18 protein-coding genes are annotated in these 23,432 nt (G+C 38.3%); 8 read left to right on the top strand and 10 right to left on the bottom strand.

Annotated features, from left to right (window positions below; translation table 11 throughout):
- Positions 1 to 251: 251 nt before the first annotated feature.
- Positions 252 to 1,133 (bottom strand): DUF1573 domain-containing protein, encoded by an 882-nt coding sequence (locus A3EE_RS0114105; protein WP_018344094.1) that lies wholly within the window; start codon positions 1,131 to 1,133, stop codon positions 252 to 254.
- Positions 1,134 to 1,301: 168 nt separating this feature from the next.
- On the opposite strand from A3EE_RS0114105, the gene A3EE_RS0114100 reads away from it, so the two are divergent.
- From A3EE_RS0114100 to A3EE_RS0114070, 7 genes are all read left to right on the top strand, one after another.
- Positions 1,302 to 3,710, top strand: coding sequence for an alpha-ketoacid dehydrogenase subunit alpha/beta (locus A3EE_RS0114100; RefSeq protein ID WP_018344093.1), 2,409 nt, complete (start codon positions 1,302 to 1,304; stop codon positions 3,708 to 3,710).
- Between the two features lie 297 nt (positions 3,711 to 4,007).
- The gene (locus tag A3EE_RS0114095) at positions 4,008 to 4,328 is read left to right on the top strand and encodes a hypothetical protein (RefSeq protein WP_018344092.1); all 321 of its coding nucleotides are present in this window, start codon (positions 4,008 to 4,010) and stop codon (positions 4,326 to 4,328) included.
- A 26-nt stretch (positions 4,329 to 4,354) separates the two neighbouring features.
- On the top strand, positions 4,355 to 5,026 hold the full coding sequence (locus tag A3EE_RS0114090; protein WP_018344091.1) for a DUF3592 domain-containing protein: 672 nt from the start codon (positions 4,355 to 4,357) through the stop codon (positions 5,024 to 5,026).
- Between the two features lie 239 nt (positions 5,027 to 5,265).
- Positions 5,266 to 6,447, top strand: coding sequence for a T9SS type B sorting domain-containing protein (locus A3EE_RS0114085; RefSeq protein WP_083921277.1), 1,182 nt, complete (start codon positions 5,266 to 5,268; stop codon positions 6,445 to 6,447).
- Positions 6,448 to 6,737: 290 nt separating this feature from the next.
- Positions 6,738 to 8,252 carry a DUF4153 domain-containing protein gene (locus A3EE_RS0114080; protein WP_018344089.1) on the top strand — a complete coding sequence of 505 codons (1,515 nt, stop codon included), beginning with the start codon at positions 6,738 to 6,740 and terminating at the stop codon, positions 8,250 to 8,252.
- A gap of 6 nt (positions 8,253 to 8,258) precedes the next feature.
- Positions 8,259 to 8,708: a hypothetical protein gene (locus tag A3EE_RS0114075; RefSeq protein ID WP_157447032.1), complete on the top strand. Its 450-nt coding sequence runs from the start codon at positions 8,259 to 8,261 to the stop codon at positions 8,706 to 8,708.
- A 148-nt stretch (positions 8,709 to 8,856) separates the two neighbouring features.
- Complete coding sequence (locus tag A3EE_RS0114070; RefSeq protein WP_018344087.1) at positions 8,857 to 9,435, top strand: YdeI/OmpD-associated family protein; 579 nt, start codon at positions 8,857 to 8,859, stop codon at positions 9,433 to 9,435.
- Positions 9,436 to 9,676: 241 nt separating this feature from the next.
- Here the strand turns inward: A3EE_RS0114070 and A3EE_RS0114065 are convergent, their stop codons facing one another.
- The 9 genes from A3EE_RS0114065 to A3EE_RS0114025 form a co-directional block, all read right to left on the bottom strand.
- Positions 9,677 to 11,410 carry a sensor histidine kinase gene (locus tag A3EE_RS0114065; RefSeq protein ID WP_018344086.1) on the bottom strand — a complete coding sequence of 578 codons (1,734 nt, stop codon included), beginning with the start codon at positions 11,408 to 11,410 and terminating at the stop codon, positions 9,677 to 9,679.
- Positions 11,411 to 11,412: 2 nt separating this feature from the next.
- Complete coding sequence (locus A3EE_RS0114060) at positions 11,413 to 12,537, bottom strand: histidine kinase (protein WP_018344085.1); 1,125 nt, start codon at positions 12,535 to 12,537, stop codon at positions 11,413 to 11,415.
- Positions 12,538 to 13,686, bottom strand: a complete 1,149-nt coding sequence (locus A3EE_RS0114055) for a porin (protein ID WP_018344084.1) — start codon at positions 13,684 to 13,686, stop codon at positions 12,538 to 12,540. It abuts the gene before it with no gap.
- A gap of 8 nt (positions 13,687 to 13,694) precedes the next feature.
- Complete coding sequence (locus tag A3EE_RS0114050) at positions 13,695 to 14,255, bottom strand: K(+)-transporting ATPase subunit C (RefSeq protein ID WP_018344083.1); 561 nt, start codon at positions 14,253 to 14,255, stop codon at positions 13,695 to 13,697.
- 13 nt (positions 14,256 to 14,268) lie between these two features.
- Positions 14,269 to 16,281, bottom strand: a complete 2,013-nt coding sequence (kdpB, locus tag A3EE_RS0114045) for a potassium-transporting ATPase subunit KdpB (RefSeq protein ID WP_018344082.1) — start codon at positions 16,279 to 16,281, stop codon at positions 14,269 to 14,271.
- 11 nt (positions 16,282 to 16,292) lie between these two features.
- Positions 16,293 to 17,993, bottom strand: coding sequence for a potassium-transporting ATPase subunit KdpA (gene kdpA / locus A3EE_RS0114040; RefSeq protein WP_018344081.1), 1,701 nt, complete (start codon positions 17,991 to 17,993; stop codon positions 16,293 to 16,295).
- Positions 17,994 to 18,478: 485 nt separating this feature from the next.
- Entirely contained in the window at positions 18,479 to 19,822 is a 1,344-nt protein-coding gene (locus tag A3EE_RS0114035) for a sigma-54-dependent transcriptional regulator (RefSeq protein ID WP_018344080.1), read from the bottom strand.
- A 112-nt stretch (positions 19,823 to 19,934) separates the two neighbouring features.
- Positions 19,935 to 20,531: a mobile mystery protein B gene (locus tag A3EE_RS0114030; protein WP_018344079.1), complete on the bottom strand. Its 597-nt coding sequence runs from the start codon at positions 20,529 to 20,531 to the stop codon at positions 19,935 to 19,937.
- Complete coding sequence (locus tag A3EE_RS0114025) at positions 20,522 to 20,980, bottom strand: mobile mystery protein A (RefSeq protein ID WP_018344078.1); 459 nt, start codon at positions 20,978 to 20,980, stop codon at positions 20,522 to 20,524. Before A3EE_RS0114025 ends, A3EE_RS0114030 begins: the two co-directional genes overlap by 10 nt.
- A 329-nt stretch (positions 20,981 to 21,309) precedes the next feature.
- Here A3EE_RS0114025 and A3EE_RS20705 point away from each other — a divergent pair.
- On the top strand, positions 21,310 to 23,432 hold a 2,123-nt coding region (locus tag A3EE_RS20705), incomplete at its 3' end, for a DUF6055 domain-containing protein (protein ID WP_018344077.1).

The raw sequence follows: 23,432 nt of genomic DNA, 5'->3' as shown, positions 1-23,432 counted from the left end.
CGCTGAATGAACAATTTCATTCCGTATTGAATTGTATATTTTCCTTTATCGTGCCACTCAACAACATTTTCTGTACTATGCCACAATGCAATCACTGACAACAGACTACTGTCCACTGACAACTACTTACTATATACTCTCTCCGTTTGGAATTTGTTTTTTGTTATTTGTTATTTCTTTTCAAAAGCGCATAAAAAAAGTCATCCCGATATCTATCGGGATGACTTTTTTTATGCGCTTTTGAAAAGCTTTTATTTATTCGAAAAAGGAGCACCACCGTTGTTGCCGCCTTCCTGAAGCATATTTTTTTGTTGTAAAGATTCAACTACTTCCGCTTCCAGAGGAATGGATACTCTTGCATTTGCCGGATCATTCGTATACAATGTGATGATATCTCTGTTGTATCCATCCGCAGCAGGAGAGTATGTAATTTCTAATCTTGCAGTTTTACCAGGAAGTACGTATGTAATTTCATCTACAGCTTTTTCTTTTTTCAATTTGAATGAAGTACAGCTGCAAGCACTTGCTGATTTAGAAATAAACAAGGTATCTTTTCCAGCATTTGTGATCTTCATTGAATACACACCTTTTTGGCTGCGTTCAATTTTACCATAATTCACAGCATGTTTTTCAAGAACAATCTTAGCACTTTTTTTGTCATCCACATGTGCAGGAGCATGTGCATGTGATCCATCTGTATGGGCAGCTGGAGCTGGTGCCTGAGTCTGATTTGGAGCCGGTGCAGCAGTTATTGGCTCAACAATTCCTTTGATATTCAGCATTTTAACTATCTCGTCCTTGTAATAAACCGTAACCGTTTTCTGGAATACACCTGGTCTGCCTGAAGAGTTAAATGAAGCCGTAATAACGCCTTTTTGTCCGGGTAAAATTGCATCTGTAGAGAATGAAGGGGTTGTGCAACCACAAGAAGCACGAACGTTCTCTTGTTTTAAAAGAATGGTGTCTTTTCCTGTATTGTAGAATTCGAATGTATGAGTGGCTTGTTCGCCTTCATTAATTACACCGAAATCAAATTTATCAATCGGAAAATTGAAATTATTGGATTGTTGTGCAAATGTAACACCCATTGTACTAGCTGCTAAGGCAACCAAAACCACTATTTTCTTAAACATAGCTTCTATAATTTATTGACTTGAATACTCAAAATTAACGTATAGTAACCAAACTTACATAAATTATACCAAAAAATATAGATTTTGTGCTGAAAGGGTAAAAATTTGAATAGCGCTTTTAATTGCATAATTTTGTAAGGTTTTGGCTAATCCGATACAAACAGCATTTTGAATACAAGCGAAATTACAGGGGAGTTTTCTTTGACCAAGGAGGAAATTCTACAAGATTATAGACTGGCATGTGAAAGCAGACAAACGAGTATCCTTGCTCGTAAGGAAGTTTTCATGGGCAAGGCGAAGTTTGGTATTTTTGGTACAGGGAAAGAACTTGCGCAGATCTGTATGGCGAAGTTCTTTAAAGAAGGTGATTTCCGTTCCGGATATTATAGAGATCAGACTTTTATGATGGCCACAGGGGCGTTGACCATCGAACAATACTTTGCGCAATTATACGGTCATGCAGATGTGGAGCACGATCCGCATTCAGGTGGACGAATGATGATCGGCCATTATTCAACACGTAATTTAGATGAACAAGGTCGTTTCAAAGACCTGACAAAAATAAAAGTATCAACACCGGATATTTCTCCAACGGGTGCTCAAATGCCTCGTCTGGTAGGTTTAGCCTGGGCTTCCAAATTATTCCGCAACAACCCGGAACTGCACAGCATGACCAACTTCAGCAATAACGGAAATGAAGTTGCATTCGGAACGATCGGAAACGGTGCCATGGCGGAAGGTGTATTTTTTGAAGCGATCAATGCTGCAGGTGTATTACAGGTTCCTATGCTCATCTCCATCTGGGATGATGCCTACGCGATCTCTGTTCCGCAGCGCTATCAAACTACAAAAGATGATATCTCGTCTATGTTCGAAGGTTTCAGAAGAGATCACAACGAACGTGGTATTGAGATCATGAAAGTAAAGGGCTGGGATTACGAAGCGCTTTGCTATGGATACAAAGAAGCAACCCGTTTGTGTAGAGAAGAGCACGTACCTGTATTGATGCATGTGTGTGAGATGACTCAACCAATGGGACACTCCACTTCCGGTTCTCATGAGCGCTACAAAACAAAAGAGCGTCTGGACTGGGAAGAAGAATACGATTGCAATAAGAAGTTTAAAGAGTGGATTCTGGAAAACGGTATTTGCTCTGAAGATGATTTGCTACAGATCGAAACGGAGTCGGTTGAAAAAGTAAAACAAGCCCGTCAGCGTGCCTGGGAAAATTTTGTAAATTATCTTAAGGAAGATCACGAATTGGCAGTGCAATATATTAGAGAAGCTGCTTCTTCAAGTTCGGTGAAAGACGAATTGGAACAGCTGTCTATAGAATTACACAAAACGTTAAATCCATACCGCTCCGATGCTGTAAGGGCTGTGAAGAAGGCCTTGCGTTTGCTTCGTAACGAAACGAATGGATCTAAAGAAAATTTGCAGAATTGGGCTGAACGTACGGAAATAGAGAACAGACGTCGTTTCAATAGCCACTTATACAGTCAATCAGTTGAGTCGGCTTTGCTGGTCCCTGAAGTAGCACCGATCATTACCGAAGATTCTCCGATATTAGACGGAAGAGAATTGTTACAACACAACTTCGAAGCTCTGTTCAACCGCGATCCGCGCTTGCTGGCTTTCGGTGAAGACGTAGGACAAATAGGAGATGTGAACCAAGGCTTCTCCGGTTTGCAGGATAAATTCGGTGAGATCCGTATTACCGATACCGGTATTCGTGAAGCAACCATTGTTGGACAGGCGATAGGTACTGCAATGCGTGGCTTACGTCCGATTGCAGAGATTCAGTATTTAGATTATTTATTATTCGCAATAGAAATATTATCGGATGATGTGGCTTCGCTGCATTACCGTTCAGCGGGCGGACAAAAAGCTCCGTTGATCATCCGTACACGCGGACACCGTCTGGAAGGTATGTTCCACTCGGGTTCACCGATGCAGATGATCCTGGGTTCGATACGTGGTATGTTCTTATGCGTGCCGCGCAACATGACACAGGCTGCAGGTATGTACAACACACTGGTTAAAGGCGATGAACCGGCGATCATGATCGAATCGTTAAACGCGTATCGCTTAAAAGAAAAACTTCCACAGAACTTAGGAGAGTTTACGGTACAGTTAGGTATTATAGATGTATTGAGACCCGGCACAGATATTACGATTGTTACCTACGGCTCTATGTGTCGTATTGTGCAGGAAGGTGCAAATGAATTACAGCAATTAGGTATCTCATGCGAGATCATCGATATACAAACATTACTGCCGTTTGATAGAACACAGCAGATTGTTGAGTCGATCAAAAAAACGAATCGTGTATTGTTTGCCGATGAAGATTACTCTGCAGGCGCAACCGCCTATATGATGCAGCAGGTATTGGAAGGACAGAAGGCTTGGCAGTATCTGGATTCAGAACCGAGAACCTTGTCTGCACAGGATAACAGACCGGCATACTCAACCGACGGTGACTATTATTCAAAACCAAGTCCGGATGATGTGATCGACATGGTATACGAAATGATGCACGAAGTAAATCCCGGCAAGTTTCCGAAATGGTATAAATAATTTAGTGGTCAGTTGTCAGTATTTGACTGACCACGAATCAACCCGATGTTGTGCCAACGGCCAACATCCTATTAAAGCCAAACGCCGTTGTTGGTGTTTCCGCCTGAACAGATGTTTAGTTAATGAGCGAAGGACAACGCGGAGTCACCAACAACCACTACAGATAAAATAAGGCCTGTTGAATGTTATTCGGCAGGCTTTATTATTTCGGAGAGGAGTTGCTGCTGTTGCACCATAAAGTTATTTTGAAATAAACCAGACATTTAATAGCTTGTATAAAAACAAATTAATTTTAGTATGCTTATAATATGGAAAGGTAAAGGAATTCTTATAATACTTTACTTCATCGTTTGTTTTGTCGGATCAGTGATTCTTGGTGGGATTTTCCTTAAAATGGATTTTGTATTTGTACTTGGTGTCGCATGTTTGTTAACTTCTATATGGACGTATTTAACATGCGAAGATTATTATATTGACAGAGACGGGAACAAGGCGAGATTATTTCTTGAACATGAATTGTTTTTTATCCCAATGAAAGTCTGGTCGTATATATTTTTAGGTTTGTCCATATTAGCTTTTTGCAGTGTACTTTTTAATTACATTGCTTCTAAAATATAATAGGCATTACAGATTAAAATAGGACTGTGAATACAGAGGTAACTTCAAATTCGGATAATAGCAACGATCAAAAAAAAGGTGGAAAATTTGGTGATCTAAAAAAACATAAGCTCGGACTAGGTTGCATGGTATTATTTTTTCTTCCATTCGTTATCGGTGGATTTGGTTCATTATTTTTTGTTACATATAAATTTTACAAAGTAAGTGAAGCAAAAAACTGGAAGCCTACACATGCCAATATGCTTTTTGCTGAACAGTATTCCAGCAATGGTAGAAATGGATCCGCTAGGTATGATGTGAATGTTAAATATGAATATTTTGTTGGTGCGAAATTTTTTATCGGAAACTCCGTTTCATTTTATAGTGGAAAAAATAATTTGGAAAAATACGGAGCATTGTATGATAGTCTATATAGTGCGAAGGTCGTTGAAGTGTATGTCAATGAGAATGATCCAAGCGAGTCTGTCGTAATCAGAGACGTGACAAATTCAATGATTGGCTTGGTGGTATTTTCGCTTATGTTGAATGCTCTCTTAATGGTTTTCTTATTACCTCATTTCTTTAAACAGCTCACTGCAAAAAAGATATTGGTATTTACGTGTATCATTTGGGCTCTTGGAATAAGTAAGATGATATTTCATATTGGAGATATTGATATTTCGAAAAAGGTCGTAGTAATCGAGAAAAAGGAAGAGTAAATTTATATTGAGTAAATTAAGTTAAGCTCACCGTAGATTATAAAGGATATCTGGCCTTTGTTGCAAAAACAGATCTTATAGACTGGTATGCTTCAAAATATGGAGCTATACAGACAATGCTTACAATCACTAGATATAGTGATTATATACAGCACAATGTAAAATATTCAAAAACGAAGCGGTATATATTTAATAAATGAGCTATTTTGTTTAAAGAAATCTCTTAAACTTTTCACACAATGCTTTTTCGATTGATTCTTTTCTGCAGCATGTGCTTTACGTATACATTTGTTTCATCAGCTCAGAACCTTGTACCAAATTATAGTTTTGAAAATAACACAGGACCTTGTCCAGTTATGCAGGGACAGTTGTTTACAACAGATTGGTATTCTCCCAATGGGCAGACAACAGACTTTTTTACTCCCTGCGGACTTGCAGGATGGTATTCAACACCGGATAATTCGCAGAACTTTGGCTTTCAGTATGCAGCTACAGGGACAAACTATGTAGGCATTCGTGCATGGGATAACTCTTGGGGGAGCAGTAACTCCGTTATCAGAGAATATATAAGTGTAAAACTTGCAGAACCCTTAAAGGCCTGTCAGTTGTATTATATCTACTTTAAAGTAAGTGTCGCGAATGGTCCGAAAACCAAATGGGCTGTATCTAATCTTGGATTATCTCTATCAAAAGATAAGGTAATGACTACTGCGGCAGTGATACAGGTTAGTCCACAAATCTTTAGAGATAAAGCAAAGGGGCCGCCTGTATTAGGGCAATGGGAAACGATTTCAGGGTACTATTTAGCTGTCGGTGGCGAAGAATATATTACAATCGGAAATTTTGAAACCTACGACCGCACCATCAAATGGGATGTAGTACCTCAACTATATGACGGCGCTGCTTATTATTATATTGATGATGTAAGTGTTACTGAATCTGTGGTAACAACATCGTTAGATTCTACCTTTTGTGATAATAGAAACGTTGTATATAAAGCACGTTTGAATCCCGACTCAATAAGAATACAAGTGAATGGAGAAACAACTGTGATCGATACGAATTTCTTTGTGATCGATCAGACGGGTGCATATCAAATAGAAGAATTTCAAAACAACTGCAGCCTGCAGGTTACCTATAATGCTACGAAAGTAAATTGTGACGGAAGGGTTCAGATGCCTACACTGATTACACCCAATGGAGATCTTATGAATGATCAGTTTGAACCTCTTGTGTTTGAAAATATCATACAAGTCACACTTAATATATATAACAGGTGGGGCGGATTGGTCTATACAAGTACCAACATAAAATGGAATCCTTCAGAAGTAAGTGACGGTATTTATTATTATGACATTACCTACACAGACAAAAAAAATGTAAAAGGAAAGTATAAAGGATGGGTATCTGTGATACGATGAAAAGCGTGAGCAGGTCTTCTTAGATTTTTCGTAGGATCATTCTACGCTATCTATTGCCAGTCTTAGCGAAGCTGGGACTGGTGTCCATTATTCCGAAGTCTTTGACTACATTTTATTCCCCACCATTTCTATCCGTAGAGTTAGCGAAGCGTTCTACGGATAGAAATAATTTAGAGTCTTTGACTCGTTGTTATAAGCTATTCCTGATTTGCAATCCTATACTTTTAAACAATTCCCCACAAACTAAAATAATCCCGCAACCTCAACGTTACTTTTCAAAATCCCCTGAAATGAATACGACATCGCTGAAAAGAATCACTCTGGTTAGTGCCATACTGATCACACTTTTATTTTATAAACAATCCAACGGCTTAAATGTGCTGATCTTTGAATCGCTGGTGGTGCTGTACTTCTGGCTAAGTGGCAGAATAACTAAAAACGCACTCTCTATATTCAGTACTGTTGCGCTCGTTTCGTCTTCTATTTTTACCATCATTACATATTCCAATTTTGTGTATGTGATGAATACGATTGCATTGATCTTATTTATCGGTGTTCATTTAGAATCGAATGTAAAGTCAATTGTATCGTCGTTTGGATTGGCTTTTGTAAATATGTTTGACGGACAGAAATTGTTTTTTACAAGTCTGCGAAACTCCAGATTTCAAAGCATGGGGAAGTATGTATGGAAGTTCCGGATCTTTTTATTTCCTGTTATTATCATCAGCATATTTGTATTGATCTATAGTAATTCCAATCCGCTGTTTGATAAAATTGTTTCAACGATCAATAAATATATTGGAAATTGGTTTAGTATCTTTTTTGAAAATATTGAATTCTCTTTGGTCTTCACGTTCATTGTTGGATTGTTAATAAGTAATTTCATTTTGCAGCAATCAAAAAATGCCGCTATACTCAGTTATGATGCACAGTCGGATGTGGAACTGCAACGTATAAAAAGAAAAGAAAAACGTTCTTTCAATAACATCGGACTAAAAAATGAATTGCGGTCTGCGATCTTTCTTTTTGTTTCATTAAATGCATTGCTGTTTGTTCTGAATATACTGGATATTTATTTTGTCTGGTTCAATTTTGAATGGGCGAATGAAGCGCTGAAAGGTTTTGTGCACGAAGGAACCTGGTATCTGATCTTTTCAATATTGCTTTCGATCGCACTGGTATTGTACTTCTTCAGAGGTTCTCTGAATTTTTTCCATAAGAATAAACTCCTGAAAGTATTGTGTTATGCATGGCTTGCACAAAATACGTTATTGGCAGTTTCTGTGATCATACGGAATTATTGGTATGTACATTACTTTTCATTAGCGCATAAACGGATCGGACTGTTTATATTTTTACTCTTAACCATTTATGGTTTGTATACGGTATTTATAAAAGTGAAAGAACGTAAATCTGCATTCTATCTTTTTAGAAACAATGTACTGGTGATATATGCCTTGCTGCTGGTAAGTTCCTTTATAAACTGGGATGTGATTATTGCAAAATATAACGTGGCACACGCAGGTAAATCGTATTATGAAATGCGGTATGCAGCATACTTATCGGATGCTACGCTTCCCATTGTTGAACTTCCTATAGCTGAACTTGAACGTATTCAGAAATTTCAATTCAACAAATACCCCCTTGAACGAAATGATCTTACTCCGGAATTGTATATTCAAACAATAGAATGGAGGAAAAATGAATTCAAAAATAAATGGGAAAAGAAAAGTTGGTTATCCTGGAATTTATCTGAATATTTGACGTATAGGAAGTTAGTGGACAGTAATAGTTTAGCCGAATAAATAAAAATGTTTAGAATTATCAGGAAAGATAAAATAGATGAATATCGGATTGGTCAAAGTAGACTGTCAATCTCTGTACTTAATGATAAATTGGTTTTCAATCTTTGGATTCACTGTGAGACTGATTATATGTTTGATGGTAAGTTGAAAACTTCAAGGGGACCTATGATTGAAATTTTTATGCCGATCACTAATTTTCCAACAGAGAATGAAACGATAACTCTATCTGTTCCGGAAACAAGTGAAATGACAGCATTGCTTGATACATATTTTATGACAGGTTTCTATGAGTACAATCATCAAAATCTTTCCGAAACAACGTTGGTGTTAAAAAGAATTTCAGAAAATCAATATGAAATATTTTTTAAAGGTAAACCTAGCGAAGATTTTGAAGAGTTGGCTTTTGAAGGAGAGCATATTGTATCTTTAGAAAATAACTTGAAAAGATTTTGGTGATTCCGCCTTGGTTGGTGTTTAGCGAGGCAGGATATTGAATAAGAGTATTGTTGATTTCCGAGTGCCACCAACCAATTGTGTAAGGTATTAGTATGCACTGACATACTGTTGTCACAAGCACATGTTATTTTTGTTCAAAGCATGAAAAATGAGCGCAGAAGAAATAAAAACATTTTATCCGAAGAGTCGGAAAGCATGGAGGCAATGGTTAAGTAAATACCATCGTTCAGAGCAATCCGTGTGGCTGTTGTTGTATAAAAAAGAATCCGGTAAGCCAAGCATCAGCTGGAGCGATGCAGTTGAAGAGGCCTTGTGTTTTGGGTGGATCGACAGCAAACGTAAATCGTTGGATGCAGAAAGTTTTATTCAGTTCTTCTGCCAGAGAAAGCCTAAAGGTACCTGGTCGAAAGTAAACAAAGAGAAAGTACTGCAGCTCATTGAAGACGGACTCATGACCGAGAGAGGATTGGAGAGTATTGAGAAAGCGAAACAAAACGGTTCCTGGGTCATTTTAGACGAAGTAGAAGAGTTAACCATACCAATAGACCTCGGTAAAGCATTTAAGGCTCACAAGGGTTCTAAAGACTATTTTTTAAGTCTAAGCAAATCTGTACGTAAAATGATTCTATACTGGGTAGTGTCTGCCAAACGTGAAGAGACCCGACAAAAACGTATCACTGAAATTGTAGAACGAGCAGCACAAGGCTTAAAACCGAAACATCTTTAAGTTGTCAGTAAACAGTGGTCAGTAATCAATGGAAAGTTGTCAGTAGGGCGTGCTTAATAATTTACTGATTTGCATAGACCATGGTTTTCACTGTGGAATAAAACAAACACATATCTGAGCCTGTATTAGCGTAGTGATAACAGCCGCTTTCCATTTAGTAGTCCTCAGCTCTTCCGGATTTGTAATCCGGAAGCCAGATAAAAAGGATTTGTAATCCGCTTATCTGACAACTGTCCACTGGCTACTGTCCATTGACCACCAGCAAAGCGATCGTAAACGTGCTACCGCTCCCAAATTCACTGTCAACGGAGATGGAGCCGCCTTGTGCTTCAATAAATTCTTTGCTGATAGCTAGGCCAAGTCCGGTACCTTCTTTTTTTGTTCCGGGTACACGAAAGTACCGGTTGAATATTTTGTCTTTGTATTGAGACGCGATGCCTTGTCCGGTATCTTTTACAGATATTGTTACTTTATCGTCACGCGATACAATCGATAATTGAATGGTAGAGTTATCGTACGAATAGCGAATGGCATTTGATAATAAGTTGATCAGCACCCAGGCTGTCTTCTCATTGTCGGCAAGTACATGTGGAATATTGTCCGGTGATGTAATCTCAAGTGTGATGTGTTTCTGTTCGGCCTGTGTTTTTGTAGCATTGACAGCATACATCAAAATCTCTTTCGGATCATTTGGCAGAATGGATAACTGAATGTTTCCGCTTTCAACCTGTGTCATATTTAACAGTTCACCAGTGATTTTAAGCAAGCGGTTGGCATCCTCTTTAATACTTTCTAATAAGTTTGTTTGTTCTTCATTGAGTGTACCTACCTGTTTGTTTTCCAGTAATTGCAAACTCATTTTAATAGAAGAGATAGGTGTTTTGAATTCATGGGAAACCGTTGCAATGAAATTTGTTTTAGCAAAATCCAATTCCTTGTATTCCGTAATATTTCGTAGAATAATAACATGGCCGATCAATTGTTTGACTTCTTCGCCGGTAGGAGTGACGGAGATGTGCAGGATTTCTTTTTCAAAATACCCTTCTTTGTTATTCGAATAAATTTTAATAGGTATGGCTTTATTTGACGGAGTGTTTTCTGCAACCATCAGATCTTGTACAAGTGTTCGTACCAGATCATTTTTTATTGAAAGATCCTGTGTATAGTGCCCGATAAGTTCGTCTTGTGGAATGCCAATGATTTTGATGGCTTGTTCATTTGCAAAAAGTATTTTTAGATTTTCGTCCAGACCGATCACCGGGTCGTACATGTTGTTAATAAGACTTTCAATACGTTTTTTCTCCATCATCAGCCCTGCCAGATTGCTGCTGTTGTATTCTTCTAATTTCTCCGCCATGGTATTAAAGGATTTGGCGAGTTCTCCAAATTCATCATGGCCCTCAAAATGTACACGTTCAGAATATTTTTTTTCAGCGATCTGTCGAATGCTTTCGGTAAGCTCCTTGATCGGATTGGCAATGTTAGAAGGTAAATTGATCAATAAGGTAAATGCGATCACAAAGCAAAGTGTACCTGTAACAGCAATCCAGAAGATCGCTTTGTTGGCGGTAGACTTAGCCACCTCACTTTTGCGTTGGATTCCCTGCATATTCAGATCCATTATTTTATAAATGCCATGACGGATCTGTGGCAATAACGTACTATCGGATCTGTTGATTTTATATTGGTTGTACAGATTTCGTATTTCTGTCGTAACACTTTTTTCTCCTGTTTCCGTTAGGTTTGCTTCTTGCTTCGTTAAATTATTTTCGAACATAGAGATTGCTTCAGTACCTTGTTCTTCTAAGGAACTCAACATGAAACGCGCGTACTCTAAAGAATTGTAATTGGCAACCAAAATGTTTTCCGTATCTGACTTTAGTGCATTGATGTATCTGGTTCCAACAGCACTCAATAAAATAATGAGTAAGAACAACAGTCCAACGCCTAAGGTTAGTTTTGTTTTTATTTTCATTGTTATGATAAAATTACTAGATCAATATTGTTCGAAGATAGCTTTTTAAAAAGTGTATTTAATAAGTTGGTTCTCCAGATAATTTTGAACATGTTTAAATGGGGTTTACCTATACAAATAGTGGTTATGTTTCGTTCAATGGCTTGACTAACGATTGTTTTGGAGATGGAAGTACTTTCAATTTTGATGATTTCTGCTCCTAACTCCGTAGCTAATTTAAAGTTATTTATTAAATGACGCTGCTTATCTAATGCTATTTTGTCGGCATGTTCATTCGGCATTTGTACATACAATACATACCATTTGCTGTGGAAGTAATTTGCCAGTCGTGCTGTTTTACGAATAACGACCTTCGCTGTATGATCATTACTGCTGATGCAAGCTAAAAAACGTTCGTGTTTAATGGCTTGTGTTTTTGTTACTTCCGTTTCAACTTTTCGTTCAACCTGCGATGCAACTTCTTTGAGCGCCAATTCTCGCAGTTGTAAAATATGATCGCTCTTGAAGAAATTCTGTAAAGCAGCTTGTATTTTTTCTTGCTTGTATATTTTACCTTCCTTTAATCGGATGATCAATTCATCGGCTGTTAAATCAATGTTTACAACTTCATCTGCTAGTGTTAAGATGCTGTCAGGGATACGTTCTTTAACTTCAATTCCGGTAATGGTTTTTACTTCTTCATTCAGGCTTTCAATATGCTGAATGTTTACTGCTGAAATGACATTGATACCTGCTTCTAAAATTTCGATTACATCCTGCCAGCGTTTTTCATTTTTACTTCCCTCAATATTTGTGTGAGCAAGTTCATCAACAATAACCACCTCCGGACGAACATTAATAATGGCCTGCACATCCATTTCTTCCAGTTCTTTTCCTTTATAAAATAAGGTTCGTCTTGGTATTACCGGAAGTCCTTCTAGCAGAGCATGTGTTTCTTTTCGATTATGTGTTTCGATAAAACCGATCTTTACATCAATACCATTTTTCAATAAGGCATGTGCTTCCTGCAGCATACGGTATGATTTACCTACACCGGCACTCATGCCGATGTAGATTTTAAATTTACCTTTCCTCGACTTTTTAATTAAATCGAGAAAGTGCTGTACGGTTTTATCTTTTTCACTCATTTAGAAAGATACGGCTAAGGATGTTGTTAGTACGTAATTATTATTGTTGGGCTCATTATCCAATATAAATATTTTATCGGTACTGCTGAAAACTTTTCCTTCCGTCCGCCAGACTACGTTTTCAGCAATTTTGTAATCGAGATTAAGCGAGTAGCCATAGGTTTGAAATCCATGTGGTGTACCGGTAGAAATAATTACACCATTGACATCGCTGTAATATTCGAGCCTTGCAGCAATCGTTGACCTGGAAGATAGGTTGTATCTTGCCTGTACAACAGGAGAGAACCATGTATTATACGCACTGCTTCCTTTTGATTTTTGTTGAACGCCAATATCAAAACCCAATATAATTCCGAATTTTTCGTGAAGCTGAAAGATGCCGTAGAGATTATGAAAATAACGCATTTGTCTGCTGCTATCCGGTGTATCGCTACCCACAAAGGAACTACTGTTTAATGTGATCTTTGATGTGGGTTTATAGGTAAGCTGATGTCCAAGCGCAGGTGTGTTATTGCCATCAACACGTTGAATGCGCTGCCATCCGTTTAAGACCAATCCACTCACAAACCACTTTTCGTTATCACTCGTGTAGGATACTTTTACACCACTTTCATAATAAGGCGAATTGTCTGCCAGCATACTACGTGTTAAATTCCAGCAATCTTTACCTATGGCACTTTCAAAACCTATGTGCGATGCAAATACACCTGCATCAACCCAAAGGTTTTTTCTTTTTGAGATCTTCGCACCAACATTCGCTTCAAAGATGTTTTTTAATACACCTGGTTCAGCTGCAAGATTGGCATTTGCATAAGTACCCGTCATGAGTGCAATGTTTGCCCGTACCTTGTCTGTTGCATACGCTGCTTTTATAAAACCAAGATTGATGTTTACTTCGTTGTGCCTGTTATACGAGTAAACAAAACTTGGTCTTGTATGATTTCCAGTATTACTAAAGTCATATCCATAATAGGCTTCAATGTAGCCCGATATTGTTAGATGGTTGGTCATTTGATTTAACAATCTGGTTTCAGGTATGGTATCGGATTCGGTCCTTTGTGTTTGATCCGTTACCTGCGCTTGTAGCGTATGTGTTGCACCTATAAGTATGCATACACTTACATATATAACTTTAAAGATATTTTGCACGTGTACTGTTATTTTAAATCATCTAAGGCAATGTTGAGTTTCAGTACATTTATTTTTTCTGTGCCGAATAATCCAAGCAAGGGCTTTTCAGTTTGTTCGTCAATTAATTGTATTAATCGTTCTTCTGAAATGTGACGGATCTTTGCAATACGTTTCACTTGCACTTTTGCGGCCTGCAAAGAAATATTCGGATCTAACCCGCTTCCGCTTGCTGTTACCAGATCAGATGGGATCTCTGATTTGCTGACACCTGGATTATGAACCAGAAAGGTATCAATGCGTGCCTGTACTTCTTTTAAATAGTCGGGATTGCTTGGACCTTTATTGCTGCCGCCTGAGCCAGCCGCATTATAACCCACTGCAGATGGTCTTGAATTAAAATACATGTCGTCTGTAAAGGCTTGTCCAATGTTGCTGTAATAGGTTTTATCTTTGTGCACAATGATAAAACCTTTACCTTTATTTGGAGCGAGTTGTGCGATGCCATATACGACCAATGTGTATATGCCCATAAAGAATACCAGGCTAACAAGCGTAAGTTTTATGGCAGGAAGTAGATTCGATTTCATAATAGTTTTTTATTTAAATGAATAAAGAAACAATCAGATCAATTGCTTTGATACCGACGAAGGGTATAAGTACACCACCTAGGCCATAGATCAATAGGTTTCTACGAAGCAGCGCACTTGCGCCAATGGGTTTGTAAGCAACACCTTTCAATGCCAATGGAATCAGGAACGGAATGATAATGGCATTGAAGATAACCGCTGAAAGGATCGCACTTTCCGGGCTGTGCAGCTTCATGATATTTAAACCTTGTAATGAAGGAATGGCTACAATAAACAGTGCTGGAATGATGGCAAAATATTTAGCAACATCATTTGCAATGCTGAAGGTTGTTAGCGTTCCTCGGGTCATCAATAACTGCTTACCGATCTCAACGATCTCGATCAGTTTTGTTGGATCATTATCTAAGTCAACCATATTGCCGGCTTCTTTTGCTGCCTGTGTTCCGCTGTTCATCGCCACACCCACATCTGCCTGTGCAAGGGCAGGAGCATCGTTTGTGCCATCGCCCATCATAGCTACAAGACGGCCTTCTGATTGTTCTTTTTTGATGTAGTTCATTTTATCTTCCGGCTTTGCTTCCGCAATAAAATCATCTACACCTGCTTTCTCTGCAATGAATTTTGCTGTTAATGGATTGTCGCCCGTTACCATTACAGTTTTAATTCCCATTTTACGCAGACGTTCAAAACGTTCTTGTATACCGGGTTTGATGATATCCTGCAATTCAATAACACCAATTATTTTTTCATTGACCGAAATGACCAAAGGTGTTCCGCCATTACTTGAAATTGCGGTTACACGTTCAATGGTTTCTGCTGAATACGTATTTCCTTCCTTTTCAGCCAAACGTTTGATGGCATCTGCAGCACCTTTGCGAATGCGTGTATTTTCATAATCAATCCCTGAACATCTTGTTTCTGCCGTGAATTTTATGAAACGCGGATTTTCAATATTATAACTTGAAGGATTTACTCCGGCTAATTCAATAATGGATTTCCCTTCCGGTGTTTCATCGCTCATAGAACTGAGTGCAGCGCAGGTAATAAAATACTTTTCATCCACACCGTTACTTGGATAAAAATGCGTCGCTTTTCGATTGCCAATGGTGATGGTCCCTGTTTTGTCTAACAGCAACACGTCTATATCACCGGCTGTTTCAACAGCTTTACCACTCTTGGTAATTACATTTGCCCGCAATGCCCGATCCATGCCTGCGATACCAATAGCAGAAAGCAAACCGCCAATGGTAGTTGGTATCAAACAAACAAACAATGAAATAAATGCAGCAATGGTAATGGGGGTGTTTGCATAATCAGCAAAAGGTTTTAATGTAATGGTTACAATGATAAAGACCAAGGTAAAACCAGCCAACAGAATTGTTAAAGCAATTTCGTTAGGCGTTTTTTGACGACTTGCACCTTCTACCAATGCAATCATTTTATCTAAGAAACTTTCGCCTGGTTCGGTTGTTACCTGCACTTTTATTTTGTCCGACAAAACTTTAGTACCACCCGTAACCGAACTTTTATCGCCACCGGATTCGCGAATTACCGGGGCACTTTCTCCTGTAATGGCGCTTTCATCAATCGTTGCTAGTCCTTCAATGATTTCACCATCGGTTGCAATAATATCACCTGCTTCGCAGATAAATACATCTCCTTTTTTTAATTGGGAGGAAGAGATGATTTGTCCGTTTGCTAATTTCGCAGGTGTCTCTTCCCGTGTTTTACGCAGACTGTCTGCTTGTGCTTTTCCTCTTGCTTCTGCTATGGCTTCTGCAAAATTGGCAAACAACAAGGTGAGTAATAAAACAAGGAATACAATAAAGTTATAGGTAAAGCTTCCCTGTGATGCTTCGCCGGATAAGATCCAGAGACATACAGCAAACATTACCGCTGTTCCGATTTCTACTGTAAACATTACAGGATTACGGAACATAATTTTAGGATTGAGTTTTACAAACGATTGTTTAAATGCTTCCTGCATCAACTCTTTTTGAAACAACGATGTATGTGACTTTGTCATTTTCTGTACGATTAAATCATGGAGAAATATTCAGCAATCGGGCCTAAGGTAAGTGCAGGGAAGAACGCTAAAGCGGCTACCAATGCAATTACAGCGAATACCATCAAACCAAATGTTGGTGTATCTGTCTTTAATGTTCCGTTACTTTCCGGAATGTATTTTTTACTTGCAAGAATTCCTGCAATAGCAACCGGTCCGATTATCGGAAGGTAACGTGCCATCAGCATAACCAGTCCACAAGCGATGTTCCAGAAAGGAGTGTTGTCTCCCAGGCCTTCAAAACCACTTCCATTATTTGCTGAAGAAGATGTGAACTCATACAACATTTCACTAAAACCATGGTAACCAGGATTAGCTAACCAGCCTGCATATTCTGTAGGGTTGGAAGCATACAGATAACTTGAAATTGCTGTTGATGTAAGGATAAGTAAGGGGTGAAGCAGTGCAATGATCATTGCAATTTTCATTTCTTTGGCTTCAATCTTTTTACCCAGAAACTCAGGAGTTCTTCCAACCATTAAGCCACTAATAAAAACGGCTAGAATGATAAATATGTAAAAGTTGAGAAAGCCAACACCTACACCACCGTAAAATGAATTGATCATCATACCTAACATTGCAAACATGCCTGTAAGCGGAGTCATACTATCGTGCATTGCATTCACAGATCCGTTACTGGTTACGGTTGTGTAAACTGCCCAGTTAGCAGAGGCAGCAGGGCCAAATCGAACTTCTTTGCCTTCCATGCTTCCCATGGGTTGAGCGATTGCTAAGTCTGTAATGGCAGGGTTACCATTCATTTCACTAACGATGCTTGGTACGAGTAAGAGCAAGAAACCCAATGTCATTACTCCATAAATAGTAAATGCTAACTTTTTTCGTTTCAACACATAGCCCATGGCAAAAATCATTGCTATGGGTATTAAGAAAATAGAACAGTTCTCAATGATGTTTGTGAAGTAACTTGGATTTTCCAGCGGATGAGCTGAGTTTGGTCCATAAAAACCACCTCCATTTGTACCGAGTTGTTTTATGGCAACAAAGCCTGCAACCGGACCGCGGCTTACTTCTACGGTATCTCCTTGAAGGGTAACCATGGTATCTTTTCCTTCAAACGTCATAGGCATTCCATTGAATGCCAGAAGAATTGCGACAACAAACGCGATAGGCAATAAGATACGTGTACAGCTTCTTACAAAGAAGGAATAAAAGTTACCTAAGGTGTTGGCTGTACGTTCTTTCATAGCAACAAACACCACAGCACAAATTGCGATCCCTGTTCCGGCACTGATAAACTGCCATAACATCAATATTAATTGACCCAAATAGGAGAGACCGCTTTCACCGGAATAGTGTTGCAGGTTTGTATTGGTTACAAAACTTACTGCGGTATTAAAAGCCAAGTCACCACTCATAGATGGATTACCATCCGGATTTAAAGGCAGCCAGCTCATGTTTGTAAGTACCAGCATGGCCACAATGAACCATACAAGATTGATGGTAAGCAAGGCAATCAGATGTTGTTTCCAATTCATTTCTTCGTTTGGATCAATGCCGCTAAGCTTAAAGAATAGCTTATCCAGTGGATCGAAGATGCTATCCAACCACGTATGTTCGTAGTTGAAGATCTTACCAATGTATCTTCCTAAAGGAATAGCAAACGCAATAACGAGCGCATACATCAAGAGTATACCGGAGATTTCAGTATTCATAAGATTAGAATTTTTCAGGTTTAAGTAGTACGTAGCACATATAACTAAATACTGCAAGTGCGATAATAAATAATGCTGTCATAGGATTAGATTTTTTCAAACCAGTTAATGGATGCATAAAAGAAGGCATACATAATGGTGCCTGTTGATATGAGAATGCCTGTGATCATAGTGTTGTGTATTTAGTTATTCAATAATGTAGTTTAATGGATTAGTCAACTACATGATCTTTGTCAACTCCTATACCATCTTTGATCATTAACAGCTAATGTATTGTTAGAATGTGATTTGACTTTTATTTATAAAATAGGGCAATAAAAAACCCTTTCATTTTGAAAGGGTTTGCACTATCGTTTCGCTAGGGAGGGGATGATGGTAGTTAAACCTATGAGGTTTCGTAACCAAGTGGACGTGTAATTCGGTTGAGTGTAGGTGATAGTTAGAAAACCTCATAGGTTTATGTATAAAGAGTACTCTTATAATGTTTAACTTATTTTGTATTCTTCTAGTTTTCTATAAAGAGTTGTTAATGCAATATTTAATAATTCGGCTGCTTTTGTTTTATTTCCATTCGTATAATTCAACACTTTTTGGATGTGTATTTTTTCGGCACTTGCCAGATCGAATGCGGAAAGCTGTTTTCCATCCTTATTGACAGAGTGATGTTGAAATTCAATCGGCAATTGATCCAACTGAATTTCATCGCTGGTTGATAGGATGACAGCACGCTCAATACTGTTTTTCAACTCACGTATGTTTCCATTCCATGCATGTTGCTTAAGTGCTTCTATGCATTCGTTTGATATGTGTTTGATCTTTTTATTGGTCTTGCTTGAGAACAAGTATAAAAAATGATACGCCAGCAGCTCAATATCAACGACTCTTTCGCGTAGTGGCGGCAATTGAATTTGAAAAACAGAGATGCGGTAAAATAGATCTTCTCTGAAATGTCCGGCTACAATTTCTTTTTGCAGATCTCTGTTTGTCGCAGCAATAATACGAACATTCACTTTTGTGACTTTGCTTTCACCTACTTTTAAAAACTCTCCGGTTTCAATTACACGGAGTAATTTGGCCTGTAAATTCAATGCCATTTCTCCAATTTCATCTAAAAAAATGGTGCCATTGTTAGCCTCTTCAAATAAACCTTTTTGATCTTTCGTAGCTCCGGTAAATGAACCGGCTTTATGCCCAAACATTTCACTTTCTAAAAGATCTGTACTGAATGCGGAACAATTGATCGCAACAAAATTTTGTTTGCTTCGATTGCTTTCCTGATGAATGGCTTGTGCAAATACTTCTTTACCTGTTCCGGTTTCGCCTGTCAATAGAACGGTGGTATCAGTATTGGCAACTTTCTTGGCTAAGTCTATCGCTTGAATAAGAACCTTTGATTTACCGATGATTTTATCAAAGGAATGTTTGTCGCCCAGTTGTTTTTCTAATTGCTGAACACGTTTTGCAAGTGCAGCTTTTTCCATTGCACGATAAAGCAACGGAATGATTTTATTGTTGTCGTCTCCTTTCGTTATGTAATCAAAGGCGCCATTTTTAATGGCCTGCACACCATCAGGAATATTTCCATATGCTGTTAATAAAATGATTTCTACGAATGGATACAGTTCTTTTATTTTTTTACATGTGTCAACGCCATTGCCATCCGGAAGTTTTACATCGCAGAGTACAACATCAATTTCTATCTGTTCTAATTTTTTTAATGCAGTTTTAATATCGCCTGCTTGTTGTACCTCAAAACCTTCCAAACCAATAATCCGTGCAAGCAAGGTTCTTAGTTTTTCTTCGTCGTCTATAATTAATATATTTTTCAAAATATCTTCATTGAGTTCATTATAAATGTAGTATTTTAAATTGTAGTGGTGAAAAAATAATAGATTGAATTTGTTTTTAATTTATACATAGAATTAACACGCGAAAAACAGATTACGATCTAGCAAAATGTATAAGATCTGTATAATCCCCTTTGTCAGCTTTTTTCAACGCATTGAGGTATTCCGTTCTAATATCATTTGTCTTTGATACATTCAACTGTCCCCAGGTAAATATTTTTCGCTTGAAAATTTTTTCTGCTATTAAATCTCCCATTAATCTGCTATGTCTACCGTTGCCATTGGGAAAGCAATGAATGCTTACGATTCTATGTTTAAAACGAATTGCAATTTCATCTTCTGAAAAAGATGTATGTTCGATCCAAAATAAAGTGTCATCTAATAATTTTCTAAGTTCTGTTGGGATTTGCCATCTATCAACACCTATATTTTTATTGGTGGATCGAAAGTTTCCCGCCCATATCCATACCTCACTGTACATGCGCTTATGCAGTGATTTTACAAATGATTCTGAAATTATTTTATCGATTTTATACTTTCGGCCAATTGTCCACTGAATGGCTTGCTCAATATTCTTTTGTTCGAATTCATCAAGTTCTCCTTTCGTTACAATTGTTTTAATCTTTAAACCATCTTTTTCTTCCTCGTCTAAAGGAGTTTGGCCAGGAAGATATTCTAAATTTAATCCCATAGCATTTTAGGTAATTCGTCTATTATTTCAGAAGTGCGTTCTGCAATTGCTTTTTTAATTCTTTCCGGAGAGTTTTCCTGATCCTCAAGCTTCATTGTTCCTGAAGTTCTCATTACAATTTCTACCGCTAGTTGATTTGCTTTTCGTTCTATTAACTTTTCAATACTACCATCTTTGGGTACCAATGCATAAACGAGTTTCATGTCTAACGCATTTGCAGCTTCTTCTAAAGACTTTAACGTTATTGCACCTGCAGCCTCTCTCTTTTCTAGGTTCTGGGCACTTTGTCGTGTTATGTTTAATTTATTTCCAATCTGTTCTAAAGACATGCCTAGGGATGTTCGTATCGTTTTTATCCAGCCTATTGTTGGTTTAGTAGTTTCAATAAGATATCCAAAACCCTGTATTTTTTGACTTAATTGTTCTATTTGTAATTTGTTCTTTTTCATATTTGTAATAGTATAGTGAGACAAATATAATATAAATGTAATACAATTATATGACAAAAAGTGTTTTTTTGTCATATAATTGTATTACAAAAATGGGTAAAAAGATGTATTTTTGATAAAATTTATGCTTTTAACACTCTGTGCCAAATTTAGGGCAGCGGGGATTAGTTTCTATAAGTCATTTTGATTAAAATATTGTAAATCATTTGTTTGATAATTCTGCCTACTGACCACTGTCCACTGACAACGAACTATCGTTACCTTTTTATTTTCCATATGTCTTATGTGTAGAACCGTTTCGCTAACTTTTTAAAACAGTAACATAGCTTATGAAAAAACATCTACTGGTAATCTTTTTGATGTGCATCTTTTTTAATCTTTCAGCACAGAAAACCGTTTTTAGACCAACGGAATTTGATAATCCTGCCAGCGAATATTACAATAACGTTTCAGAAACCCGTAAATACGAATCTGCAAACTTTGTATTGTATTGGGGAGATAAAGTAGGAACGGATCCATCTGTGTATGCAGATACCGACCTTCGTTTCGTTCCTAGGTCGGTAGCGGATACATTGGAATACATTTTCAAACGCTACATTACCGATCTGCATTTTATCAATAATGCTCCGACTACCAATTTCGGGAAGTATAAGATCATGATCATGATGATGAATACCTGGACGTCCACAGATACACGTTTAACGGGCTTTGCTGCTGCCAGCTCGTTCAGCAATACCATCGGAGCCATGTTTGTACATCCGCAGGCAACTAAAGACGGAGGTGCACTGAGTCATGAATTTGCGCACACACTTCAGATGATGATGCGTATTCAGGAAAATCCGGGAAATCAAACAGCTTTTGCAGGGTATGATTGGGCCGGTCCGTTTTTCGAAGGTCATGCCAATTACATGCGTGCTATGGCATATCCGCAATGGGCCGATACAGATGGCACCTTAACACGTTGGCTGCAAACACGTCATTTTATGTGGTCTTCAAACCGTCACCATTATACCAATTATCATTTGTTGTTTTATGTTCAGGAAAAAGAAGGATTCGATTTCACCAGAAGAATGTGGGCTGAGTCAAAGTATCAGGAACATCCTCTTGAAACCATTAAACGCTTAAAAGGTTTTACACAAGAACAGCTTAACGATTATTTGTGGGGCTATGCACAACGTCAGCCTGCCTTTGATTATCCGATCCAATGGAACGATCAGATTACTGCAACAAAGAATTTTGGTGCGAAGATCCGTGAAGTACACCAATTCATCAAAAGCAATATGCCGCGTTATGTAAGCCGACAATTTACTTTGCTTACAAAAGTTGCGGGTACAACCGATCAGTATTATACCAACGACGACTGGGCGCCGCAGGATTATGGGATGAATATCATTCCACTTTATCCTACATGTACAGGTACGGAAAAGAAAGTTACAATTAAATTCAAAGGGCACACAGAAGTAAATACTACCCAGGCCGGATGGAGATATGGTTTTGTAACAACAAAAGCAGATGGTACAATATCCCGTTATAGCTCAATGTCTACAGGTGATGGCGAAGCATCCTTCACCTTGAATACGGCAACTGAAACAAATATTTATTTGGTTGTGTATTCTGCACCGAAAGTACATGTCAATTACAACATGGATGTGGGTTATCCGAAACAACGGAGATACCCCTATGAAATTAATATTGCAAATGCTGTTCCGGAAGGTTTTCAAGCTGCAACAGAATTCAGAAAGTTTTTAAAAACAAACGGAAAGATTCATCCGAACGGAGGGGGCTGGATCTCTAACAATGCAAGTGTTGCATCAACCGTATATGTTGGTCCGTATGCAATTGTTAAAGGCGGTACACTTACAGGAACTGTTCGTGTGGAAGATTACGCAACAGTTGAAGGAGGAAATATCAGTGGAAGCGCGATCATCCGTGGTAATGCGTATGTATACAATGCAACGATATCAGGCAATGCAATTGTTGAGGGAAATGCCTGGATGGAAGGCGGAACGGTAACCAATACCGCAAATCTAAAAGGAAATGCCATGTGTTGGGCAGCAACATACTCCGGTACAGTTGTAGTAGGAGGTGATGCAGAAGTACCTAGCTGTGCTTCGGGTGTATACATGCAGGCTCCATACTATAGAAATGGCAGAACGGAGTGTGATGGAAAAGGAGCAACCGATGTTTCGAACGTAGATATTAATCCAACGTTTACAAACTTTACAGCAGCACAGATGGCATTTAGTACAACACCTACCTGTACCGATGCGACAACAACCTATACACTTACTACAACTATTGTTGGCTCAGGAACAGTGAGTCCATCTTCCGGTACGTTTAACTCCGCTACCACACAAACCTTAACCGCAACACCTGCTACTGGCTATACCTTTACGGGCTGGAGCGGTGATGCCACAGGCACAACGAATCCGTTGAGTGTTGTGATGACTGC

Source organism: Cytophaga aurantiaca DSM 3654, from assembly GCF_000379725.1.
GTDB lineage: Bacteria > Bacteroidota > Bacteroidia > Cytophagales > Cytophagaceae > Cytophaga > Cytophaga aurantiaca.
The sequence above is the reverse complement of the archived record's forward strand: the minus strand, read 5'-3'. Positions and strand labels throughout refer to the sequence as shown.